Here is an 18,048-nt window from a genome sequence, read left to right on the forward strand (position 1 = left end):
TATCACTTCATTCTTTTCGTATTGGAAAAGTGATCCTGGGTGGGCTACGATAAGGTTCATGAGCGCGTACTCCTCCTAAGGAGGTTCCTGCCGCAGCTTGAACAGCCTACAGGCTGGGAGATGCGGGCAAAAGTGTATAAGGGAGTTCTCGGCATGGACTATGACTGGCCGAAGAGCCTTGAAGAGCTTGCCTCACGCCTGACGGATGAACAGCTTACACAGGTGTTGTCTCTCTCCCCTTACCTTGCTTATTACACTTTTAGGGGAAGATTCTATACGGTGAAGGGTGGGGTTCTCAGCCTTCAAGGCTCATGGGAAGAGGTTAAGTCGTCCATATGGGAGGCCTTCAGGCTCAACGGTCTAAGGGTCTATGCGTTGCTAAAAGCCCTGCTAGAGCTGGGCGAGGCCCCGTATGCAGCCGTGGCTGCCCGTGCAAGCGAGCTGTATGGATCCAGGTTTAACGCTGCACAGGTGCTTGCAGAGCTGAGGGATCGCTGGGAGCTGGTTTGGGAGTCCGGCGGACCACGTGAGAAAGCGTGGGTTATACCGGAGGAGATTAGGCCCGTAGTCGAGGAGTTTGTAAGGTCCGTTGAGTACAAGCCTGTCCCCAGGCTAAGCACGAGACAGGCAGAGGACGAGTTTGTCAGGGTTCTAGAGATGGAGGAGGAGTACAACTCTCACGTTAAGAAACTATTGGATCAAAGGCTGGATGATGTACTGGAATTCGGGGAGAGATTCGGGGTCTCAGAGCTCAAAGATTATCTCGTCGACCTTTTCGGGAAGGAGATCTTCTTCGATGAGCTCCTCACCCTCACCCAACAATACGCCCTGACGGACACGCCGGTCGTTACAGGGGACGGGCACAGGTCCATGGCTACGGGGTTTAACCTGGCTCTTTTCGGCGAGCCGGGTACCGGCAAGACATTCGCTACGAAAGACTTCATTCTCGGGAATGAGTCCCTCGGCGTCCCAGCCCACGGGCTCCCCGGGCTCAACAGGTATTGTGGCGGGATGACTCCCGCAATGTTCATAGCTATAGGTGAGGCCTACTCGGGTCGGAGGTTCAACTTCATCGTGACGGAGTTCAACGACTGGTTCAGGTATAAGGGCATGGTTGAGCCCTTGAAGCTAGCCATGGAGGGCGGCGTGATAGCCTACGAGACAAAGGCTTACAGGGTCGGGCCCTACAGGTTCACGTCATACTTCAGTGTGAACTACAATACGAGGGTATTCGAAAAGGGCTATGAGGTGACGGTCAGCGACCCGAACTTCAACGCGATCGAGGATCGCATGCTCTGCAGGCTCCACCGCTTAACAAAGGAGAAGTACCGGGAGCTAGCAGAGAGCCAGAAGAGGCTTATGCTCGGGATCACCACGAGAAAGATGGCCTCGAAGGCTCCGCTTATAAGGGATCATCTAACTCTTGTTCACGCCATACAGACACGACATCCTTTACTAAACGACTTCAAGCCGAAGCCTGTCTTACTGACAGAGGCTGAACTGAGCATAATCGAGAAGGCAAGGGACCTGATATTTGAGCATATAAAGGCTTCAGGAGCGCTACCCTTTTCAATGCGGCTCGAGCGCAGAGCTGTACAGCTAGCCTCGGCCCTAAGTCTGGCATCGTTTTTCCGCAGCGGGGACGAGGTGTTGCGTATAGACGGAGAGGCTATGAGGCTTGCCGTAAGGTTCTACGTCGAGGAGGCCTGGATTAGGATGCGGGAAAGCTTCCCGTTAAAAGAGGTTCTACAGAAGTTAGGGATTGATCAAAAGGAATAAGATCAAATAACACGTTCATAGTAACGGTGACGCTATGCCATTCACGCCTTATCATCTAGGCCCCGGCCTCGCTCTAGGACTGCCTCTGAGGAGGTGGCTGCACCTCCCCACATTTCTACTGGCAAGCATAGCTGTAGATATTGAGCCCCTCCTCGTATTTATCTTTGGGCTGGATTATCCTCTCCACGGCTACCTTCACACCTTCCTGGCTGCCTTCCTTTACGGCCTTCTCCTGGGTCATATCATGCTTTTACTCGAGAAAAGCTTCGCACCACTCTACAAGCTGCTGCTCCTGGAGGCTGGTGAACAGACTAGTGCGCGTGCGTTTTACGCGGCTGGCGTTATCGGAACGGAGCTCCACGTACTGCTTGATGCACCGCTATACTCCGATATAAAACCCTTCTTTCCGCTGACTATTAATCCTCTCTATAATCCCACGCTAACCCCACTAATCTATGAGTTGTGTGTAGCTGCTTGGCTGCTTGGAATACTATTCTACGGCATAATTGTCGTAGCGACTATTCTCAGAAAGCTTAGAAAAGATTAAGGAGAACTTGGAAGAGAAGAGACGAGCCTGTTAACCTCGATTAGAACCTTGTCCATGTTCCAGTAGTGCCAGGACCCCCATCTTCCCACCGTCTTGACACCAACACCCTCCAAATACTCTAGCACCGTTCTACGGGCCTCGGCGTGGCCAAGCGTATACACTGGGTAGCCGTATTCGTGGAGCCAGCTCTTGGCAAAGACCAGCTCGGCTCCAGACTCGCTGAGCACCCCTATCTCTTTTAGTCCGTCCACGACAGCCTCCTCGACGGCTTCAGGGTTTACGCTGGCCCTGGGCTCGAGGGTTACCTCGGCGATCAACGCGGAAGCCCCTTTAGGGGCGTTTTTCGGGCTGTAGTTGGATATCCAAGCATACCTGTGGAAGACCAGGTCCCTGGACGGTACATACACCCAGTGCTCGTTCGGGGCGGGTTTCTTCATTGCAACCCCCACGACAAGTACCTTGTTGTAATCTAGCCTGTTGCAAGCGCGCCTTACGTCGCTGGGCGCGTTCAGTGCCAGGACAAGCTCCCTCAAGGGGATGGTTGAGAAGACGTGCCCAGCCTCTACGGTTCCGTTAATCCTCCAGTGCTCCCTCCTCTCAAGGGACTCTACTTTTACTCCCTTTAACACCTGAACCCCCAGCCTGGAGGCGCGTTGATAAACAGCCTCGTAGAGGCTCTGTATCCCGCCCTCTCGGGGGTAGTAGAAGGTGGCTTGCTCCCTGTAGCCTGTTGTCGGCACGCCTGCGCCGCTGCGTACGACGTCCCTCCAGTCGGGCCATGGTAGCCTGCCGGGGGTGTAGAGCCAGTCTGAGTCTATCTCTTCTGCCCTCCTCTTCCATATCTTCTCGTTGTAGGGTATAAGATATTCCTCGGCTATTGGTTCCCCGAAGAACCCGTAGGCCCATTCTCGCAGGTTTTTAGGCTTTGGAGGCGAGCTATTATTCTTTAGGAGCTTCTCCACGAAGCCTACGAGTAGCTCTGCCCTGATGTCAGGCGGCAGAGCAAAGAGCCCGTTCTCGAAGGGATAGGGTACCTTGACGCCACGGTAGAGTATGAAGCTCTTCCTCTCGTGGCTCACAGTGTTCCCATCGAGAAACCCTAGGAGCTGGTTTAGTGCATCACTGTCCCGGGAGAATATAATGTGGCTGCCACCAATGTCGAACGTGTAGCCGTCAATCGTCTCGGTGCGCAGCAGACCGCCGGGATGCCTTGAGGCGTCGAGGCATACGACGCTGGCTTTCGGGTAGCGCTCTTTAAGCATCAGGGATAGGAGTATCCCTGTCCAACCGCAGCCTAGGACCGCTATGTCCGACTTCAGGATTGTCATGCTATCCTCTCGTAAGGTTCCAGAGGTATATTAAGGATGCTATAATCAGCATTCCCGTCGTCCAAACCATTAATAGGAGGAACCTCTGGCCGATATCTATCTCCAGGTTGTAGCGGAAAGCCCACCTGTAGATGTCCGCGGCGATTGAGACGGGCATGTACCCGATGGCCTCGGCTAACGGCTTTGGGAAGCGCATAGCCAGGACTTGCCTGGGGTAGAAAACGTTAGAGAAAAAGAAGAAGATGTAATAGGTGAGCGCCCTGAAGGTAGCCTGGAGGTTGAAGTCCTTTGTTGAGGATGATATTGCTATGGCGAGTCCGGACATCGACGCGGAGAGAGCTGTTGATGTTACGGCAATTAAAAGCCATCCATAGAGGTCTGGGACTCCTACCAGCAAGGCGGCCAGGAGGATGAAGCTTGACTGGTAGATTAGACCTCTAAGGGTTCCTCCAAGTATTCTCCCCGTTATGAGGACCCAACGCGTGAATGGGAGGCCTAAAAGGTAATGGGTGTACTCGCGCCTTATCTCTATTCCCACCTCACGCCCAATTGAGAAAGCGGATGCAAATGCCGCTATGGCTATGACTCCAGTCGTGAAGAACTTGAAGTAGTCTGGGATCAGCTGGGTGTTGACCATGTTGGTGAAGACGAGCGCATAGATTAGTATGTCTGCGAGGTTCATGCCGATCTGCCCTGCAAGCCAGAACTTGTACTTCCAGAACCTTGTGAGATCCCTGTAGACTATCAGGGCTATGCTCCTAAACTCTCCCGATTTGCTCACTTCCAGCCACCCCCCTCCACAGCCTTCTCTACTACGAGGACAGCGAGTGTGGAAAGCCCGACAGCCAGGCCGAACACATAGGCTGCCATCAGGTCTGGGTTTGCTACGGCTATTGCCTTGAACTCCTCAAAGAAGAATATTGTCCTCAGAAGATCCGACATATGCGACAAGGGGTTTACCAGTGCCGCATAATAGTATGGTGCTATCTTTGAAAGCACAAGAGCCGGGTAGAAGACCGTGCTCAGACGTACGAGGATTGCGTCGAGGAGGCCGAAAGCTATGTCTGTAGAATCACTGGACTTCAAGCTTAAGACTACCGTCAGGACAAACCCGACCACTCCTATCGAGAAGGCTAGTGCGCTGATCATAGAGACTGTTAGGGCTACGGGATCATAGGAGCCTAGCAGGTAGACTATGAAGGCAAACATGGGCAGGGTGAACAGAAAGGAGGCTACCCCTCCGCCAATAGACCTGCCGAGGGCTAGCACCCTTCTCGGGAAGGGCAGTGAGAGAAGATACTCTATAGTACCCTCCTCGAACTCCTCTGCTATGTCGTATGCCTTAGACACGCTGATCGAGAAGAGCATGGAGGTGTATATGCCGAAGAGGTAGAAGTGGTAGTAGTCAAGGTTCGTGCCCGCTATCGCTCTAAACCTCACCATCGCTGACAGGGCTAGCCCGAATAGGGAGACCTGTAGGGCAAACCATGATACACGCATGACGACGAAAAGAGTTCTACTTTTCATCCTGTTGAGATCCCAGATGACTAGAAGCCATAACCCTCTCAGGTCTTCTCGTAGGGCGGGCATGTGCATGTTTATCCCTCCTTGAGCATGGATCCTGTAAAGTAGAAGAACACGTCGTCCAGGGTTGGCTCCTGAATCATCACCTTCTTTACCTTGATATTTAGGCTCGTAAAGTTGTTGATTATCTCGACAGCCTTCTCCTCTCCCTTGTTGAGGTATATTCGAACCCTGTGGTCGCTGAACTGGTACTTACCTATCTCTGAGAGTGAGTCTAGCAGTCTCTTTACCTTTTCCTCGTCGCCCTCAAACTGGATCTCAACTATATCTCCCCCGGGTATCTGATCCTTTAACTCTTCTACTCTTCCAAGGGCCCTGAGCCTGCCCTTGAAGATGATCCCTATTCTCTCACATATCCTTTCCGCCTCGAACATGTCGTTCGTGGCTACTATTACGGTCGTGCCTTCCTCCCTTAAGCCGCGTATTATATCCCAGAGCGCGTGCTTCGTGATAACGTCTACCTGGGCCGTGGGCTCGTCAAATATGGCTACCTTCGGCCTCTGTATAAGCACCTTTGCTATCTCGATCTTCTTCCTAGTGCCCCCACTCAACTGGTAGAACATCTTCTTCCTGTGTTCCCAAAGGTTCAGTTGTTCCATCACCTCCTTTACAACCTGCTTTGCCTCGCTCCTAGAGTAGCCCACCACCCTCGCGTGCCACTCCAAGAGCTCGTAAGGGGTGTCTATCCACAGTGCCTTCGGCTCCTGGAAAGCTATACCCACGTAGCGCCTGACGATGTCTCCTTCTCGGGAGACGGAGTGCCCGTAAACGTAGATGTCTCCGCGGGTAGGCTTATAGACCGTGGAGAGAGTCAGCAAAGTGGTGGATTTTCCCGAGCCATTAGGGCCGAGAAGGCCAAAGATCTCGCCCTCGTAAATGTCCAGGTTTAAACTGTCTACGGCTATGGTCGAACCAAAAACCTTGGTAAAGTTTTTGAATTCTATAGCTTTCGTCACCATACGGGAGACCTGTCTGTAGACAATATTCCGATCAAATATATTTGTTTTTAAATAAGCGACGCGATGAACGGGAAAAGGTTAATACAGTCCAAAGATTTCAAGTACTGTGGTTTCAAATGGCTGATGCCAGATCCCCTGTATACGAGGAAGCACTACTGCAAGAGCTGGCATACGCTATAGCCCACATTGCACACGCAGAACAGCACCTACTCGAGATAGATTCTCAGATAGCGGAGCCCAGCCTTTCAACCTACATAGACAGGCTTAGGATGGGGCGTAAAACGCTAGGAGAGGTGCTCTTCGGGCTCGTAGGCGTGATGAAGGGCGGAGAAGGGGCTGAGTCGAGAACAGCGGCAGAGAGCTTCTGGTGCACGGTCAAGCATCTCTCCATGGCCGTGGTACACTGCGATGAGTGCGCAGAGAAAGTCATACGCAGGCTCTCTGAGAAGCTGAGCACGGGAGACGCGGTTTCGGCTAAAAGCCTACTCGAAGACCTGTCCAAGATTTACAGCGTTAGACGCGACGCGTTTAAAATGCTCATAGATATCCTTAAGGGAGGAGACCTTAAAGACTTACAAGTAGAGTCTGCTAGGTGCCGAGAAGATCTCTGTGTTGAGTGAGGGTGGTTCACACGGGCCAGGAAGAAGAGTTACCTGAGAAGCCATTGTTGGAGCATGTCTACGACCTGTTAGAGACCATAAGGAGAATACTCATACTTCACGTGGCTTTTATCCTGCTGCTACTTTTAGCGCCAGCGCCGAATGAGCTTCCAAGGTCATACTATCCCATATTGTTTTACGCGATGAACATAACGAAGACTTATATGCTCGACTTCCAGAACAACTTGTTCGCATACCCCTTCGCCAAGCTTTTCGGCGTCACAGGCTCCAGCGTTGTTCTCATAGCACACGGTTGGTTTGACAGCCTCACAGCATCCCTTTACCTTGCAGCGCTAATAACTATAGCTTTCCTAGCACCCGTGACGGTCTACTATCTTTACAAGTTCATCGAGCCGGGACTTTACTCCCATGAGAAGAGAATAGTTAAAAAGTACATCTATATTTCGCTCGGCCTTTTCCTCTCCGGCGTCATATATGGCTTCTTCGTAGTCATGCCTATAGTCTTCGCGACAGCTGTCTGGATAGCAACTCTCGGAGGGGCCAGCCTCTTCTTCTCAATCGAGGAGTTCTATAACGACATATTTATAGGGAGCCTGGCAACAGGCGTCTTCTTCATGTTCCCCCTAGCCCTCCTGACACTCCACAAGATAGGCATCGTGAACTACGAGACACTGAACAAGAACTGGAGAATAATAGTCTTCGCAGGCTACACCTTCCTGGCGCTTATAACCCCTGACCCGACACCCTTCAGCGACCTGGCCCTAGGAATCCCATTCGTAGGCCTCTACTTCCTCTCTATGTGGCTCATAAAGAGAGCCGAAGAGAAGGAAAAACATTAAATCGGCAAATCAAACTCTAGAATAAAAGTGTACTTATACTTGAAGATAAAAAAATAATAGTTTTTGAGAATTTTGATAATGAATAACAATGAAAAATTCCATTTCGAGCTCCGCTTTTCTAAGACATATAATATTGCTCGTATTTATTCTCGTTCTCCCTGGAGCATTGTTCTCTTCTGTTGTCAAAGCCTATATCTTCCCTGTTTCCTCAAAAGCTTCTGTGATAATTGCACCTGGAGGGTATTGCGCAGTAGAAAGACAACTTCTTGGTGGCTAATATTGCAGAAGATTTTTCTTTTAATACTGATCCTTGGTTTACTAGCGCTGATAACTGAGGGTCAACCTACAGGAGTATCTGAGGGGGCCATGCTACAGTACGGTCTTGTAGTCCATAATTCAAGCGATTTTACAAGTGGTAGAACACCCCTAGTACAACTCGCCCGCGAGAGATACGAGGCTGTCGGTCTACCCTTGGGCAGGATCGTGTTTGATATAAGCATGTATAAGGTGGGGGTAGTCCCTGGACAGGAGAATATCACCTCTCATTTGACGGAAAGTTGGGAGGTCCCAATAGAGTTTTGTAGTACTGACAAGGTCGAGGTCGTTGTGCGCGTCTTGTCGTCCACGACGAGAAGTTACTTGATCAACTATACTGTCGTTTTCTACAACTTCACCGCCGTGATAAGGGAAAATAATTCTAAGGGGTTTATAGAGTTCCTGGGTGAGCCCGACGGTAAGAGGAACGAATACCTGGTGTGGACGAAAAAGGTGTTCTCAACCTCTAGGATCCTGTTAGTAGACGGCTCGACGGGGGACACTGTAGACCCTATAGGCCGGCTCTCTCTCGGAGACTGGATCTTCTGGCTCACACCCTACGACCTGAGTATAGGCAAGTCCTTCATCCTGGCCGGGATCAATTATGGTGTGCCGGCTTATGGCCCTAATGTTACGGGCTTCGTAGGCTATCTTCTCTTATTCAACGCCTCTATTCCTGGGCCTAGGGACTATAACGTGAGCGGGGTCAGGATTGAGCGCGCAAGGACTGCTATAGCTTTCAGTTACCCTGTTTTAGACGTATATGTGAAAGAGTTGAGAGCAGGTAAGGTTAGCGATGAGGCAAGGAGGGTCTTGCAGAGGTTCGGCTGTGTTGTAAAGGAGTACCTCAACTCGACTGTAGAGACGAACTGTACTCTCTTCTATGATCTGGTTTCTAAGCTTAAAAGTCATAAGGCGTGGAGGGTGGATCTGGTGCGTGTTCAGACGGATCCAAACATGATTAGATTTGTGCCTGTGATAGGCTACGACAACGTGAAACTGATGCTATTTCCTATAGACTCCTTCCTTTTCGTATACGACTTAAAGGCAGGTATCCTGTTGGAGGCCTCACATGACTCTTCTCTGCTCCCGGTGATGGGCTATGCTCCTTCTTACCTCTCTTCCTACCTGGCTGTAAATGGATATATTCCGGTCTTCCGATCCCTTTCGGGAGTCTTAGACTCAAGGCTGACAGACACGAATGTTCCTTTGAAAGCAACAAGCCTTGGCTCTACTGGGAGTATCGGGTCTGACGCCGCCTATCTCTTTACGTTAACTCATACAGCTCTTATCCTGCTCTACTATTTTTCTGTTAAGGCGAGGAGGTGATTGGAATGAGGGGTGCCTTGCTTCTCGCGTTTGTGCTTTTACCCCTGATTATTCCACTCATATTCCTTAACAGGGTGTACAACCCATCGGTCGAGGAGACTACTCTTAGATCGGGCGGGATATACTCAACCCATCTCGTATCCACAACGGAGGTTGATACACGGAGTTTCCTGCTCCTAAACGTCAATGATACTGTGTTGTTGCATGTCGAGCCCAGGGGATGCAACATAACGGGCTACAACCTAACCTTTGTGCACTTGTCTACTGGTGAACGATATGGCGTTGAAGTGGAGGGAGGACATGCCAGGTGCTGTCCGCTGTTCACGGCCCCCAAAGAAGGAGTTTACCTGCTCTATACCAGGTTGCGCGTCATGGGTAAGGGTGAGTGCATGATAATTACAGAGGGGCGGGTAGCGTCAGGGGATAGGAGTGGGTACGGCAAGCTGTATGGGTTTGAAGCGGTTATCGGGTTGATGGTTTTTTCCGCAGGTGGTTACCTTGCGGTTAGGGAGCTTAGGACGATGGCTTAAGAGTTTGGGATGGTATCTCTCTTTCAGCGAGGCTTACCTGAGCTCGATACTTATGCTGCTAGTGTACTTGTATGTGATCGACAGGTTTAAGCTCGCCTGGGAGGTCGCCCCGTCTTACAGTGTGGCGGACGCGATGCTCCTCGTGTTTAAGTATTCTGCGAGCCGGGTTGAACCTGTTCTTGTATCTCTGCACGCGGTCACCCTTGTTTCTATATTGTTTTGTTATGCCAGAGAGGAGGGCTATGACTACGCGGGCTTCCTCATTGGTCTTACAACTTCCCGGATATATTCCTTGAAGCTAGCCTCCTACCTAGTCCTCGCCTCGGGGCCGGTCGTGCTCGCGAAGACAATATATGCTTTGTCTCGTGACGCTGGGCTAGTTCTAGGGAATCTTGGCCTCTTCCTCCTCGTACTGGGTAAAATATAGGTGAACCTTCTCATCTTCCAGCTATACTTGTTCTTGTTCTACTCAGCTCTCGCCTACGCTGTGCCGCGCTCTGTCTATTATCTCCTGCTAGCATCTGTGGAGCTGTACGCTCTTGAAACTCCGATGGGCGGTCCTCTACAAGTATACCCGTTGTACCATAAACTAGTGGTTTCCGCAGGTGATGCTCTAACAGTAGCTCTCGGCTACCCCAGTATCTTCATCACAGCAGTTGCGGCGGGCGTCCTGGCAGGATATGCCTACGTAGTGAGGGGGGAGGTCAAGTGGAGGTAGTGGAGGCTGTTGGCCTGGGAAAGAGGTTCGGGCTGGATTGGGGTTTGAGAAACGTTACTCTTAGCTTGAGTGAGGGTCTCCACGTCCTCATGGGACCTAATGGCTCGGGCAAGACCACGTTCCTCAAGCTTGTAGTAGGACTACTCAGGCCTACGACGGGTTACGTTAAGGTCTTCGGACTTGATCCGCGTAAGGATTTTAGTCTGCTCTCAAAGAAGGTTTCCTTCATGTTTGAGGGCCTGCCTCTCCCCTGGTGGATGTCGGGTGAAGAATTCGCGGAACTAGTATTCAGTACTCGTGAGTCGTCACCAATGGCTGCAGAACTCGCTTCATCGCTGGCTGTGAAGGCATACTGGCGCAAACTCCCCCTGGCATACTCTAGCGGGATGAAGAAAAGGCTTCAACTCACCATAGCGTTAGGCTGCGAGGCGGAACTCTACGTGCTGGACGAGCCCTTCACGCTACTAGACAGTGCATCCCTAAGCAAAGTGCTAAGTGCTGTCCGGGAGCTAAGCTTAAAAGGAAAAACGCTGCTGGTGGCAACACACTTTTTGCCGGAGGGCTTCATGGATATGGCTTCCAGCATCATCAAATTTCACAACGGGATGATTGTAGAGTTTCAAAGACTGGAGGCCACCTAGTAGCCTCCTATACCAGCCAAAGCATAGGAAACATTTTAGGATACCCGTCTCTGAATCTCATTATATTTTTTTAAAAAATGTAGGCGCTGCGAATCTTCCTTGTCCTGGAATTCATTTCAAGATGAGGGCGAGGAAGACGACCGCCATATATATACTGGCCATTTTAAACGCCTTATAGGACCAAGTTTTATAGTCTCCCGTGGTTAAACCCCTCACTATGTAGAAAAGCGAGACCAGAAGGGGGAGGATTGAGAGAAGAAATCCAATTAATCCTATTAGGCCTACAGCCCACAACGCGTAGGTTAGAATACCCACGATGACCCCCATGGTTAGTGCGCCAACTAACCCGGTTTTCTCCCCCTTCACTACGGGTAGCATGGGCACGTTCGCCTTTCTATAATCTTCAGCATAGTATGTTGCCAGACTCCATATGTGTAGATTGCTCCAAAACCCTGCAAGCAATAGAAGCAAAACTCCCTCTATACCTGGACTGCCGGTTACTGCCGTCCAGCCACCTAGTGCCGGCATGCCTCCCGCAAAGCCGCAGATTAGAGTACTCCAAGGAGTTTTCCTTTTCAGGAATAGCGTGTATAGAGGTACGAAGAGGATGAAGCCGAGTAGTCCCGCTATGAAAACCCACTCATTCACTAGTGCTCCTATAACTAGTCCAGCTACTAGGAGAGAGAGACTTAACAAAGCGCCCTCTAGCCTGCCGAGCTTACCTGAGGGAATAGGCCTCCAACTGGTTCTGGGCATCAGGGAGTCGATGTCCGCATCAAGGACCATGTTAAGACCGGTGGAACCGAACACGGTGAAGGTTAAGGAAAGGATGGTCAAGAAAAGATAGTATAGATTCGGTTTTAAACCACTAGCAGCTAGGAAAGCAAGGATACCGATCCAAACGGCGAGGAGACTTTGTTTAAGCTTGAAGAAGCCGAATAAAATATCCTTGATTGTTGCTTTCACGTAGTTAATTTTTCTAGTAAAGTTATTATTAACCTTACAGTTTATCATTGAATATATCCTAAACCATCTAATAATGTGCGCTTAGAAGCCATATAAGCTTCCCGATAGAAGGTGAAGCAGATAAGAATATATCCCTTGCGACACAATTTAAGTGACCCTAATGTCATTTGTAAAACCTGGTAGGAATTTTACTTACCCGGAATACGAGCCCCAATGGCCCCCTAACCCGCCTCTCGACTTTCTACACGTGACGGCCGAGGTCAGGCTTAACCTGGCTCAAAGGAGTCTGAATGGTAAGGCCATAAACATATTCAAGGCACTCACAGACATTGATAAATTGTCCCTGCACGCCAGGGACATGTCTATTATCAGCGTGAAGGTCAACGGTTCTGAGGCTAAGTATTCTTACGACGGGGAGAACCTCGAAGTTTATTTGCCGCGCCCGGCAAGCAAGGGTGAGAAGATAGAGGTCGAGGTAGAATACAGGGCTATACAGCCCAAGGCAGGGGTTTGGTTCATACCAGTTGATAGGGACGAGCCTGCAAGGTTCGTATACACTCAGGGGGAGCCGGAGGACACCAGGTACTGGCTTCCGACGTACGACTACCCTAACAGGAAGGCCACAGTAGAACTCTCGATTATTGCTCCCAGGGGTCTCGCTGTCGTGGCCAACGGAGTCTTGATGGGGAGTGAAGTCATCGGGGATGACGCTAAATGGACTTTCAGGCTCGACTCGAAAATTCCCGCCTACCTTATAGCCTTCGCGGTCGGGGACTTCGCGGTCAAGGAGGAGAAGCTTGGCAACATACTCTTACAGTACATAGTGCCGAGAGGAAGAGAGGGAGATATGGAGAGGAGCTTCAGGTATACTAAAGACATGATAAGGTTCTTCGAGGAGTATACCGGTGTCAAGTACCCGTACCCGAAGTATAGTCAGGTCTGTGTCGACGAGTTTGTCGCGGGAGGCATGGAAAACGCCTCAATAACCATACTTACGAGTGCGACCCTACACGACGAGCTGGCACATGTGGATTTCAGGAGTGAGCCGCTTGTGAGCCACGAGTTGGCGCATCAGTGGTTTGGGGACCTGGTGACGTGCCGTGACTGGTCGCACATCTGGCTTAACGAGAGCTTTGCAACCCTCATGGAGGCGCTATGGAGGAGAAAAGAGCTCGGCGAGGACGAGTTTGTCTACGACCTGGTGAGTATGCTTGACTCCTACCTGGGCGAGTATGAGAGGTATTCGCGTCCGATCGTGACAAGGGTATATAAGTATGCGGACGAGGTCTTCGACGCGCACAGCTACCCTAAGGGTGCCCTGGTTCTGTGGACTCTAGCGAATATTATAGGCGAGGATAACTTTAGGAGGGGGATAAAGGCCTACCTGGAGGCGAGGCGTGAGTCCACTGCTGACACGGATGACCTCAGGAAGGCTCTCGAGAATACAGCTGGAGTCAGCCTAGACTCCTTCTTCGAACAGTTTGTGTATAATGCGGGACACCCGTCCCTCACGGTTTCGTGGAGGTGGGAGGAGAAGGAAAAGGTATTGGAGCTAAAGGTTGTACAGGGTCAGGGCGAGGATTCCCTTCCAAAGTATACATTACCATTAGAGGTAGTGTTTAAGGGTGAAGGATGGGAGACGCGTAGAAAATTCGAGATTCGCGAAAAGACACATGTTTTCTACGTGAAGCTTGACTCCAAGCCTGACTGTGTATGCATAGACCCAGATTTCAAGGTTTTCAAGGCTCTATCGCTTGACGTGGGCCCGGACGAGCTTTTACGAGTGGTGAAGGGCTGTGGGAAGCTTTACCCAAGAGTGATTGCAATGCGAGAGCTTGGGAAGAAGGGGAGCGCACGGCATGTCGAGGAAATCAAGCAGATACTCGTGAACGAGGACGAGTTCTGGGGTCTGCGTGTGGAGGCTGCAGGCGCTCTCAGGAGGATTGGGGGTTTCGCAGCCAGGAAGGCTTTGCTGGACTCCCTTAACGTGGTTAAGAATCCCAGGGTTAAGCGTGCAGTCATAAGGGGCTTATCCGCTTTCAGGGATGAAGAGGTAGCTAGAAAACTCTCAGAAATCTTGTCGACTACAACCGAGAGCTACTACGTGAGGGCAGAGGCCGCTATATCGCTCGCGAGGACTGGTTATAAGGGTGCCTTGGATGAGCTCAAGAAAGCCCTGGAATACCCCTCACATAACCACGTTATTGCCGCGAGCGCTCTTGAGGGCATGGGTATAATGGGAGACCCTGAGGCTCTCGATGTAATACTGAGCTATGCCTCGCCCGGGAAACCGTTACAGCTCAGGACAGCGGCTATCAGGGCCTTAGGATACTTCACGCCAAACCAGAAGATAATCGACGCTATGGAGCAGGCTTCACGAAGCCAGCACCCCCACATACGGCTGGCCGTCACAGTTGCAGCCACAAGGTCGTTGAGCCCGAAGTACCTCTCCATCCTTGAACAATTGAAGAACGATGTCTCCGGGAGGGTTGCCAGGTCGGCAAGAGACGCTGCTGAAGCAATCAAGAAGAGCATGGAGAGGGGAGAGGAGTACAGGAAGCTCCGGGAGGAGTTGGACAAGCTACAGGAAGAGGAGAGGAGACTCTCGGAGAGAGTTGAAAAACTCGAGATGCGTGGAGCCTAGCTTTAGAGATTTTCGCCTATCTTTCTAAGCTATGCCTTTTTTGACACGTCTGGATTGAATACTACATGCATTCATGCCTTGAGGGTAAACGTTAGCCATATTACCGCTTTAATGTGAAAGATAATGTGTCCGTAAGCCTCACTCTGAACGAGATTGAGCGTCGCTTATTCGACCTTTTAGCCTCTACTTTTCTGGACTTCCAGGATTACCCTGAATGGTTTCATGAAGGCGTCAGGGTCCAGTTGCCGTTTTACAAGTCGCTTGACAAGTATGCTGGGCTGGTATTTGAGAACAGTGTTAATCTACCTGGTAGAGGGGGGAAGTGGCTGCTACGTTTAGACATGACTGGTAACGGGGAGCTTTATGTGGACGGATCCTTGTACCAGGCTATAGACGAGTACCACAAACTCGTGGTTATAGACCCGGGAGAGCATACGTTGAGGGTTACCGCTACTCCAAGAAGACTGTTTGGCGAGAATCCCTGGAGCCTTGGCTTTCTCGGGGCGTGTGCCGCGAACGTGATGTGGGAGGAATTCAATACCGTGCTAGCGGTAATGGACCTCTTGAGCCTCGCTAAGCAACAAGAAACTGTACGTGAAGCCTTGACCAGGGCAGCCGCGAGGATAAGCGTTACGCCCTCACTGCTCCAAGTCTACGCTCTCGCCAGGACGCTCTACGGTGTCTCCCCCCACGAGAGCAGCCCAGAGTATAGAGGCCTGAGGTGGGACTACGGCTACGTGGCATCAGTGTACGGGCCAGGGGTTTACAAGAAGATTCTTGAGGACACGCCCAGGCCTGATCCCTCCCGGGTGCAGAAAACCGTAGGAGACGTCCTAGAGGAGTTGAGAGACTTGCTTTCAGACACGGCTAGGACTGGCCGAGTATATCTTTTCGGACACGCTCATATCGACACGGCTTGGCTCTGGCCTTACAGTGAGACCAGGTTGAAGGTGAGGAGAACTTTCAGCACTGTTGTAAGGCTTGCAGAAATGGGCTACAGGTTTACTTTTGTCCAGAGCGGGGCTCAGAACTATGAGTGGCTTGAGTCTATTGATCCACTGCTTTTTAACAAGATAAAGAGGCTTGTCCAGCAGGGTCTGTGGCTCCCAGCCGGCGGGATGTGGGTTGAATCGGATACGCAGCTTCTACAGGGAGAGTCTCTAGCAAGACAGTTCCTCTACGGTCAGAGATACTTTCTGGAGAAGTTTGGTAGAACGTGTAGGATCGGCTGGCTACCCGACAGCTTCGGGTTCTCAGCACAGCTCCCGCAAATCTTGAGGAAGTCAGGTGTAGATGTATTCGTGACGCATAAAGTCATGTGGAACGATACTAACGAGTTTCCCTACCACGCGTTCGTGTGGAGAGGTCTAGACGGATCTGAGGTTGCTACTCATATTCTAGTGCAGACGTATAACGGTGTCTTGAGGGTTGAGGAGCTTCAAGCCTTGTGGGACAAATACAAGCAGAAAGACGTTTTTCCTGTCGCGGTTCACGCTTACGGCTTCGGCGACGGCGGGGGAGGACCTACATTCACCATGCTTGAAAGGCTTAAACTACTCGAGAAGCTCAAGCTCGTCCCGGAGCTGGTCGTTGCGCCCAAAGAGGAGGAGTACATCTCAACCCTCACAAAATCTATGGGTAAGCTTCCCGTATGGGAGGGGGAAATCTACAACGAGTTTCACCGCGGAGTCTATACGACCAACCTACGCGTCAAGCAACTTGTAGCTAGGGCCGAAAACGAGGTGATGTGGAGTGATTATCTCTCAGCGTTAGCCTACCTTAGGGGCAAGAGGCTCCCGGGAAGTACACAGGCATACTGGAAGACCATACTGCGAAACCAGTTCCACGACGTTTTACCGGGCTCATCGTGTCGTGAAGCCTATGAGGAAGCCTATGGGGAGCTCGAGGATGCGTTGCAGGGGCTCAGTGATCTCTCCTCAAGTCTCGTCGAGTTGCTTGCCTCGGAAATACAGGCTCCCGCGGGAAGCATAGTGGTCTTCAACAGGCTTCCCTGGGAAGCCGCATACGTGGTAGAATTGCCCAGCTGTAAATACGAGTCGCCAAACCTTCTAGCGTGCCAGGAACTCGGAGGCACGGCTATTGCCGTTGTAAGAATCCCCTCGCTAGGGTACACCAGTTTGAGCCCTTCTCTAAAGCCCAGTGTTAGAGGAGAGGCTAGAGCCAGCCATAAGGATGGTAAAGTGATTCTTGAAAATGAGTATCTTGAAGTGGTTATAGGGCGTGAGGGGTTAGTCGAGTCAGTGATGCGGAAAGGAGATGAGTTTGGCTTTGTTAAACGGACTGAACTTTTAGTACACGTGGATAAGCCGGGGGTGTTCGACGCGTGGGACATCGAGAAGTCAGCGCTCCGACTGCCGCCTGATAGGCTCGAGCTGGTAGAGGGGCCAAAAATAATTATGAGTGGCCCTGCTGTTGCCTCGGCGACCTCCATCTTCAAGTACAATGGTTCCACTGTCAGGATAACGGTGAGCCTCTATTCGGGCCTGGAAATTGCTGAGTTAAAGTTTGTCTTCGACTGGGTTGAAAGGTCACGTCTCCTCAAACTATGGATTGAGGCCGGCGTGGAGACTGATACGGCTGTGTGCCACGTGCCCTTCGGAGCCGTAAAGAGGCCGACAAGGGCTGTAGAGAGGAGGACGGAGGCCATGTTCGAGGTTCCGGCACTGAACTGGGTCGACCTCAGCGACGGGTCAAGGGGCCTAGCTATTCTATCTGTTGATCGCCATGGCTACAGTTTTGACGGGAGCAGGGTTGGGGTCAGCCTGCTTAAAGCTGCCTCGATGCCGAACCCATGGTCAGACATGGGCATGCTTGAGACTAGAGTGTATCTTTACCCACACAAGTCTAACTACCATGAGGGAAGCGTCTACAGGAGAGCCTACGAGATCCTGGCCGGAGCAAAGAAAACTGTGAAAAATTCGGGAGACGGTAGCCTACCACCAAATGGTAGTCTGTTGACGGTGAAGGATCTGTTACTTGAAACATTGAAGGTCTCCGAGGCTGGCGACGGAGTAATATTAAGGCTGTATGATTTATCCGGGAAGGGTTCAAAGGGCTCTGTGATCTTCCCTGTCGTTGGAGACGTATATGAGACGGACATTGTTGAGCTACATAATAAGTTATTACGCGATAGGGTGTGTGAGTTTTTCATGGAGCTGAGGCCCTTCGAGATCAAGACGGTGAAGTTTGTACCTAGGCACGATTGAAGAGATGCAATGCCATTTTTAG

The 18,048-nt window shown here is 51.1% G+C and carries 16 protein-coding genes; 11 read left to right on the top strand and 5 right to left on the bottom strand.

Annotated features, from left to right (window positions below; all coding sequences use genetic code 11):
* Positions 1-39: 39 nt before the first annotated feature.
* Entirely contained in the window at positions 40-1,779 is a 1,740-nt protein-coding gene (locus tag MA03_RS03105) for a hypothetical protein (RefSeq protein ID WP_052883877.1), read from the top strand.
* A 34-nt stretch (positions 1,780-1,813) separates the two neighbouring features.
* Positions 1,814-2,326, top strand: a complete 513-nt coding sequence (locus MA03_RS03110) for a hypothetical protein (protein WP_052883878.1) — start codon at positions 1,814-1,816, stop codon at positions 2,324-2,326.
* Here MA03_RS03110 and MA03_RS03115 read toward each other — a convergent pair.
* The 4 genes from MA03_RS03115 to MA03_RS03130 are packed head-to-tail and all read right to left on the bottom strand — an operon-like array spanning position 2,323 to position 6,197.
* A complete protein-coding gene (locus tag MA03_RS03115) occupies positions 2,323-3,654 on the bottom strand; it encodes a protoporphyrinogen/coproporphyrinogen oxidase (RefSeq protein WP_052883879.1) in 1,332 nt (443 codons plus the stop codon). The genes MA03_RS03110 and MA03_RS03115 overlap by 4 nt on opposite strands.
* A 1-nt stretch (position 3,655) precedes the next feature.
* Positions 3,656-4,435, bottom strand: coding sequence for an ABC transporter permease (locus MA03_RS03120; RefSeq protein WP_052883880.1), 780 nt, complete (start codon positions 4,433-4,435; stop codon positions 3,656-3,658).
* Positions 4,432-5,250, bottom strand: coding sequence for an ABC transporter permease (locus MA03_RS03125; protein WP_236944921.1), 819 nt, complete (start codon positions 5,248-5,250; stop codon positions 4,432-4,434). The genes MA03_RS03120 and MA03_RS03125 overlap by 4 nt, the downstream gene beginning before the upstream one ends.
* Before the next feature lie 2 nt (positions 5,251-5,252).
* Complete coding sequence (locus MA03_RS03130) at positions 5,253-6,197, bottom strand: ATP-binding cassette domain-containing protein (protein ID WP_052883881.1); 945 nt, start codon at positions 6,195-6,197, stop codon at positions 5,253-5,255.
* A 116-nt stretch (positions 6,198-6,313) separates the two neighbouring features.
* Between MA03_RS03130 and MA03_RS03135 the strand changes: the two genes are divergently transcribed.
* The 7 genes from MA03_RS03135 to MA03_RS03170 all read left to right on the top strand — a co-directional run bounded on the left by MA03_RS03135 (position 6,314) and on the right by MA03_RS03170 (position 11,189).
* Positions 6,314-6,817: a hypothetical protein gene (locus MA03_RS03135; RefSeq protein ID WP_052883882.1), complete on the top strand. Its 504-nt coding sequence runs from the start codon at positions 6,314-6,316 to the stop codon at positions 6,815-6,817.
* Positions 6,818-6,819: 2 nt separating this feature from the next.
* Complete coding sequence (tatC, locus tag MA03_RS03140) at positions 6,820-7,656, top strand: twin-arginine translocase subunit TatC (RefSeq protein WP_219731651.1); 837 nt, start codon at positions 6,820-6,822, stop codon at positions 7,654-7,656.
* Between the two features lie 279 nt (positions 7,657-7,935).
* Entirely contained in the window at positions 7,936-9,300 is a 1,365-nt protein-coding gene (locus MA03_RS03150) for a hypothetical protein (RefSeq protein ID WP_052883885.1), read from the top strand.
* A gap of 5 nt (positions 9,301-9,305) precedes the next feature.
* On the top strand, positions 9,306-9,830 hold the full coding sequence (locus tag MA03_RS03155; protein WP_191118715.1) for a hypothetical protein: 525 nt from the start codon (positions 9,306-9,308) through the stop codon (positions 9,828-9,830).
* A complete protein-coding gene (locus tag MA03_RS03160) occupies positions 9,799-10,257 on the top strand; it encodes a hypothetical protein (RefSeq protein WP_191118716.1) in 459 nt (152 codons plus the stop codon). Before MA03_RS03155 ends, MA03_RS03160 begins: the two co-directional genes overlap by 32 nt.
* Positions 10,258-10,548, top strand: coding sequence for a hypothetical protein (locus tag MA03_RS03165; protein WP_052883888.1), 291 nt, complete (start codon positions 10,258-10,260; stop codon positions 10,546-10,548).
* Positions 10,539-11,189 carry an ATP-binding cassette domain-containing protein gene (locus MA03_RS03170; RefSeq protein WP_052883889.1) on the top strand — a complete coding sequence of 217 codons (651 nt, stop codon included), beginning with the start codon at positions 10,539-10,541 and terminating at the stop codon, positions 11,187-11,189. The genes MA03_RS03165 and MA03_RS03170 overlap by 10 nt, the downstream gene beginning before the upstream one ends.
* 111 nt (positions 11,190-11,300) lie before the next feature.
* Here the strand turns inward: MA03_RS03170 and MA03_RS03175 are convergent, their stop codons facing one another.
* Positions 11,301-12,155, bottom strand: coding sequence for a protoheme IX farnesyltransferase (locus tag MA03_RS03175; protein WP_191118717.1), 855 nt, complete (start codon positions 12,153-12,155; stop codon positions 11,301-11,303).
* Positions 12,156-12,315: 160 nt separating this feature from the next.
* On the opposite strand from MA03_RS03175, the gene MA03_RS03180 reads away from it, so the two are divergent.
* Entirely contained in the window at positions 12,316-14,799 is a 2,484-nt protein-coding gene (locus MA03_RS03180; protein WP_052883891.1) for a M1 family aminopeptidase, read from the top strand.
* A 125-nt stretch (positions 14,800-14,924) separates the two neighbouring features.
* Positions 14,925-18,026, top strand: a complete 3,102-nt coding sequence (locus MA03_RS03185) for an alpha-mannosidase (RefSeq protein WP_052883892.1) — start codon at positions 14,925-14,927, stop codon at positions 18,024-18,026.
* Positions 18,027-18,048 lie beyond the last annotated feature (22 nt).

Origin of the sequence: Thermofilum uzonense (assembly GCF_000993805.1) — an archaeon.
Classification (GTDB): Archaea; Thermoproteota; Thermoprotei; order Thermofilales; family Thermofilaceae; genus Thermofilum; species Thermofilum uzonense.

Coding starts and splice junctions, on each gene's coding strand:
- MA03_RS03110 (WP_052883878.1), top strand. CDS start 1,814: ATGCCATTCACGCCTTATCATCTAGGCCCCGGCCTCGCTCTAGGACTG.
- MA03_RS03115 (WP_052883879.1), bottom strand. CDS start 3,654: ATGACAATCCTGAAGTCGGACATAGCGGTCCTAGGCTGCGGTTGGACA.
- MA03_RS03125 (WP_236944921.1), bottom strand. CDS start 5,250: ATGCACATGCCCGCCCTACGAGAAGACCTGAGAGGGTTATGGCTTCTA.
- MA03_RS03130 (WP_052883881.1), bottom strand. CDS start 6,197: ATGGTGACGAAAGCTATAGAATTCAAAAACTTTACCAAGGTTTTTGGT.
- MA03_RS03135 (WP_052883882.1), top strand. CDS start 6,314: ATGGCTGATGCCAGATCCCCTGTATACGAGGAAGCACTACTGCAAGAG.
- MA03_RS03155 (WP_191118715.1), top strand. CDS start 9,306: ATGAGGGGTGCCTTGCTTCTCGCGTTTGTGCTTTTACCCCTGATTATT.
- MA03_RS03180 (WP_052883891.1), top strand. CDS start 12,316: ATGTCATTTGTAAAACCTGGTAGGAATTTTACTTACCCGGAATACGAG.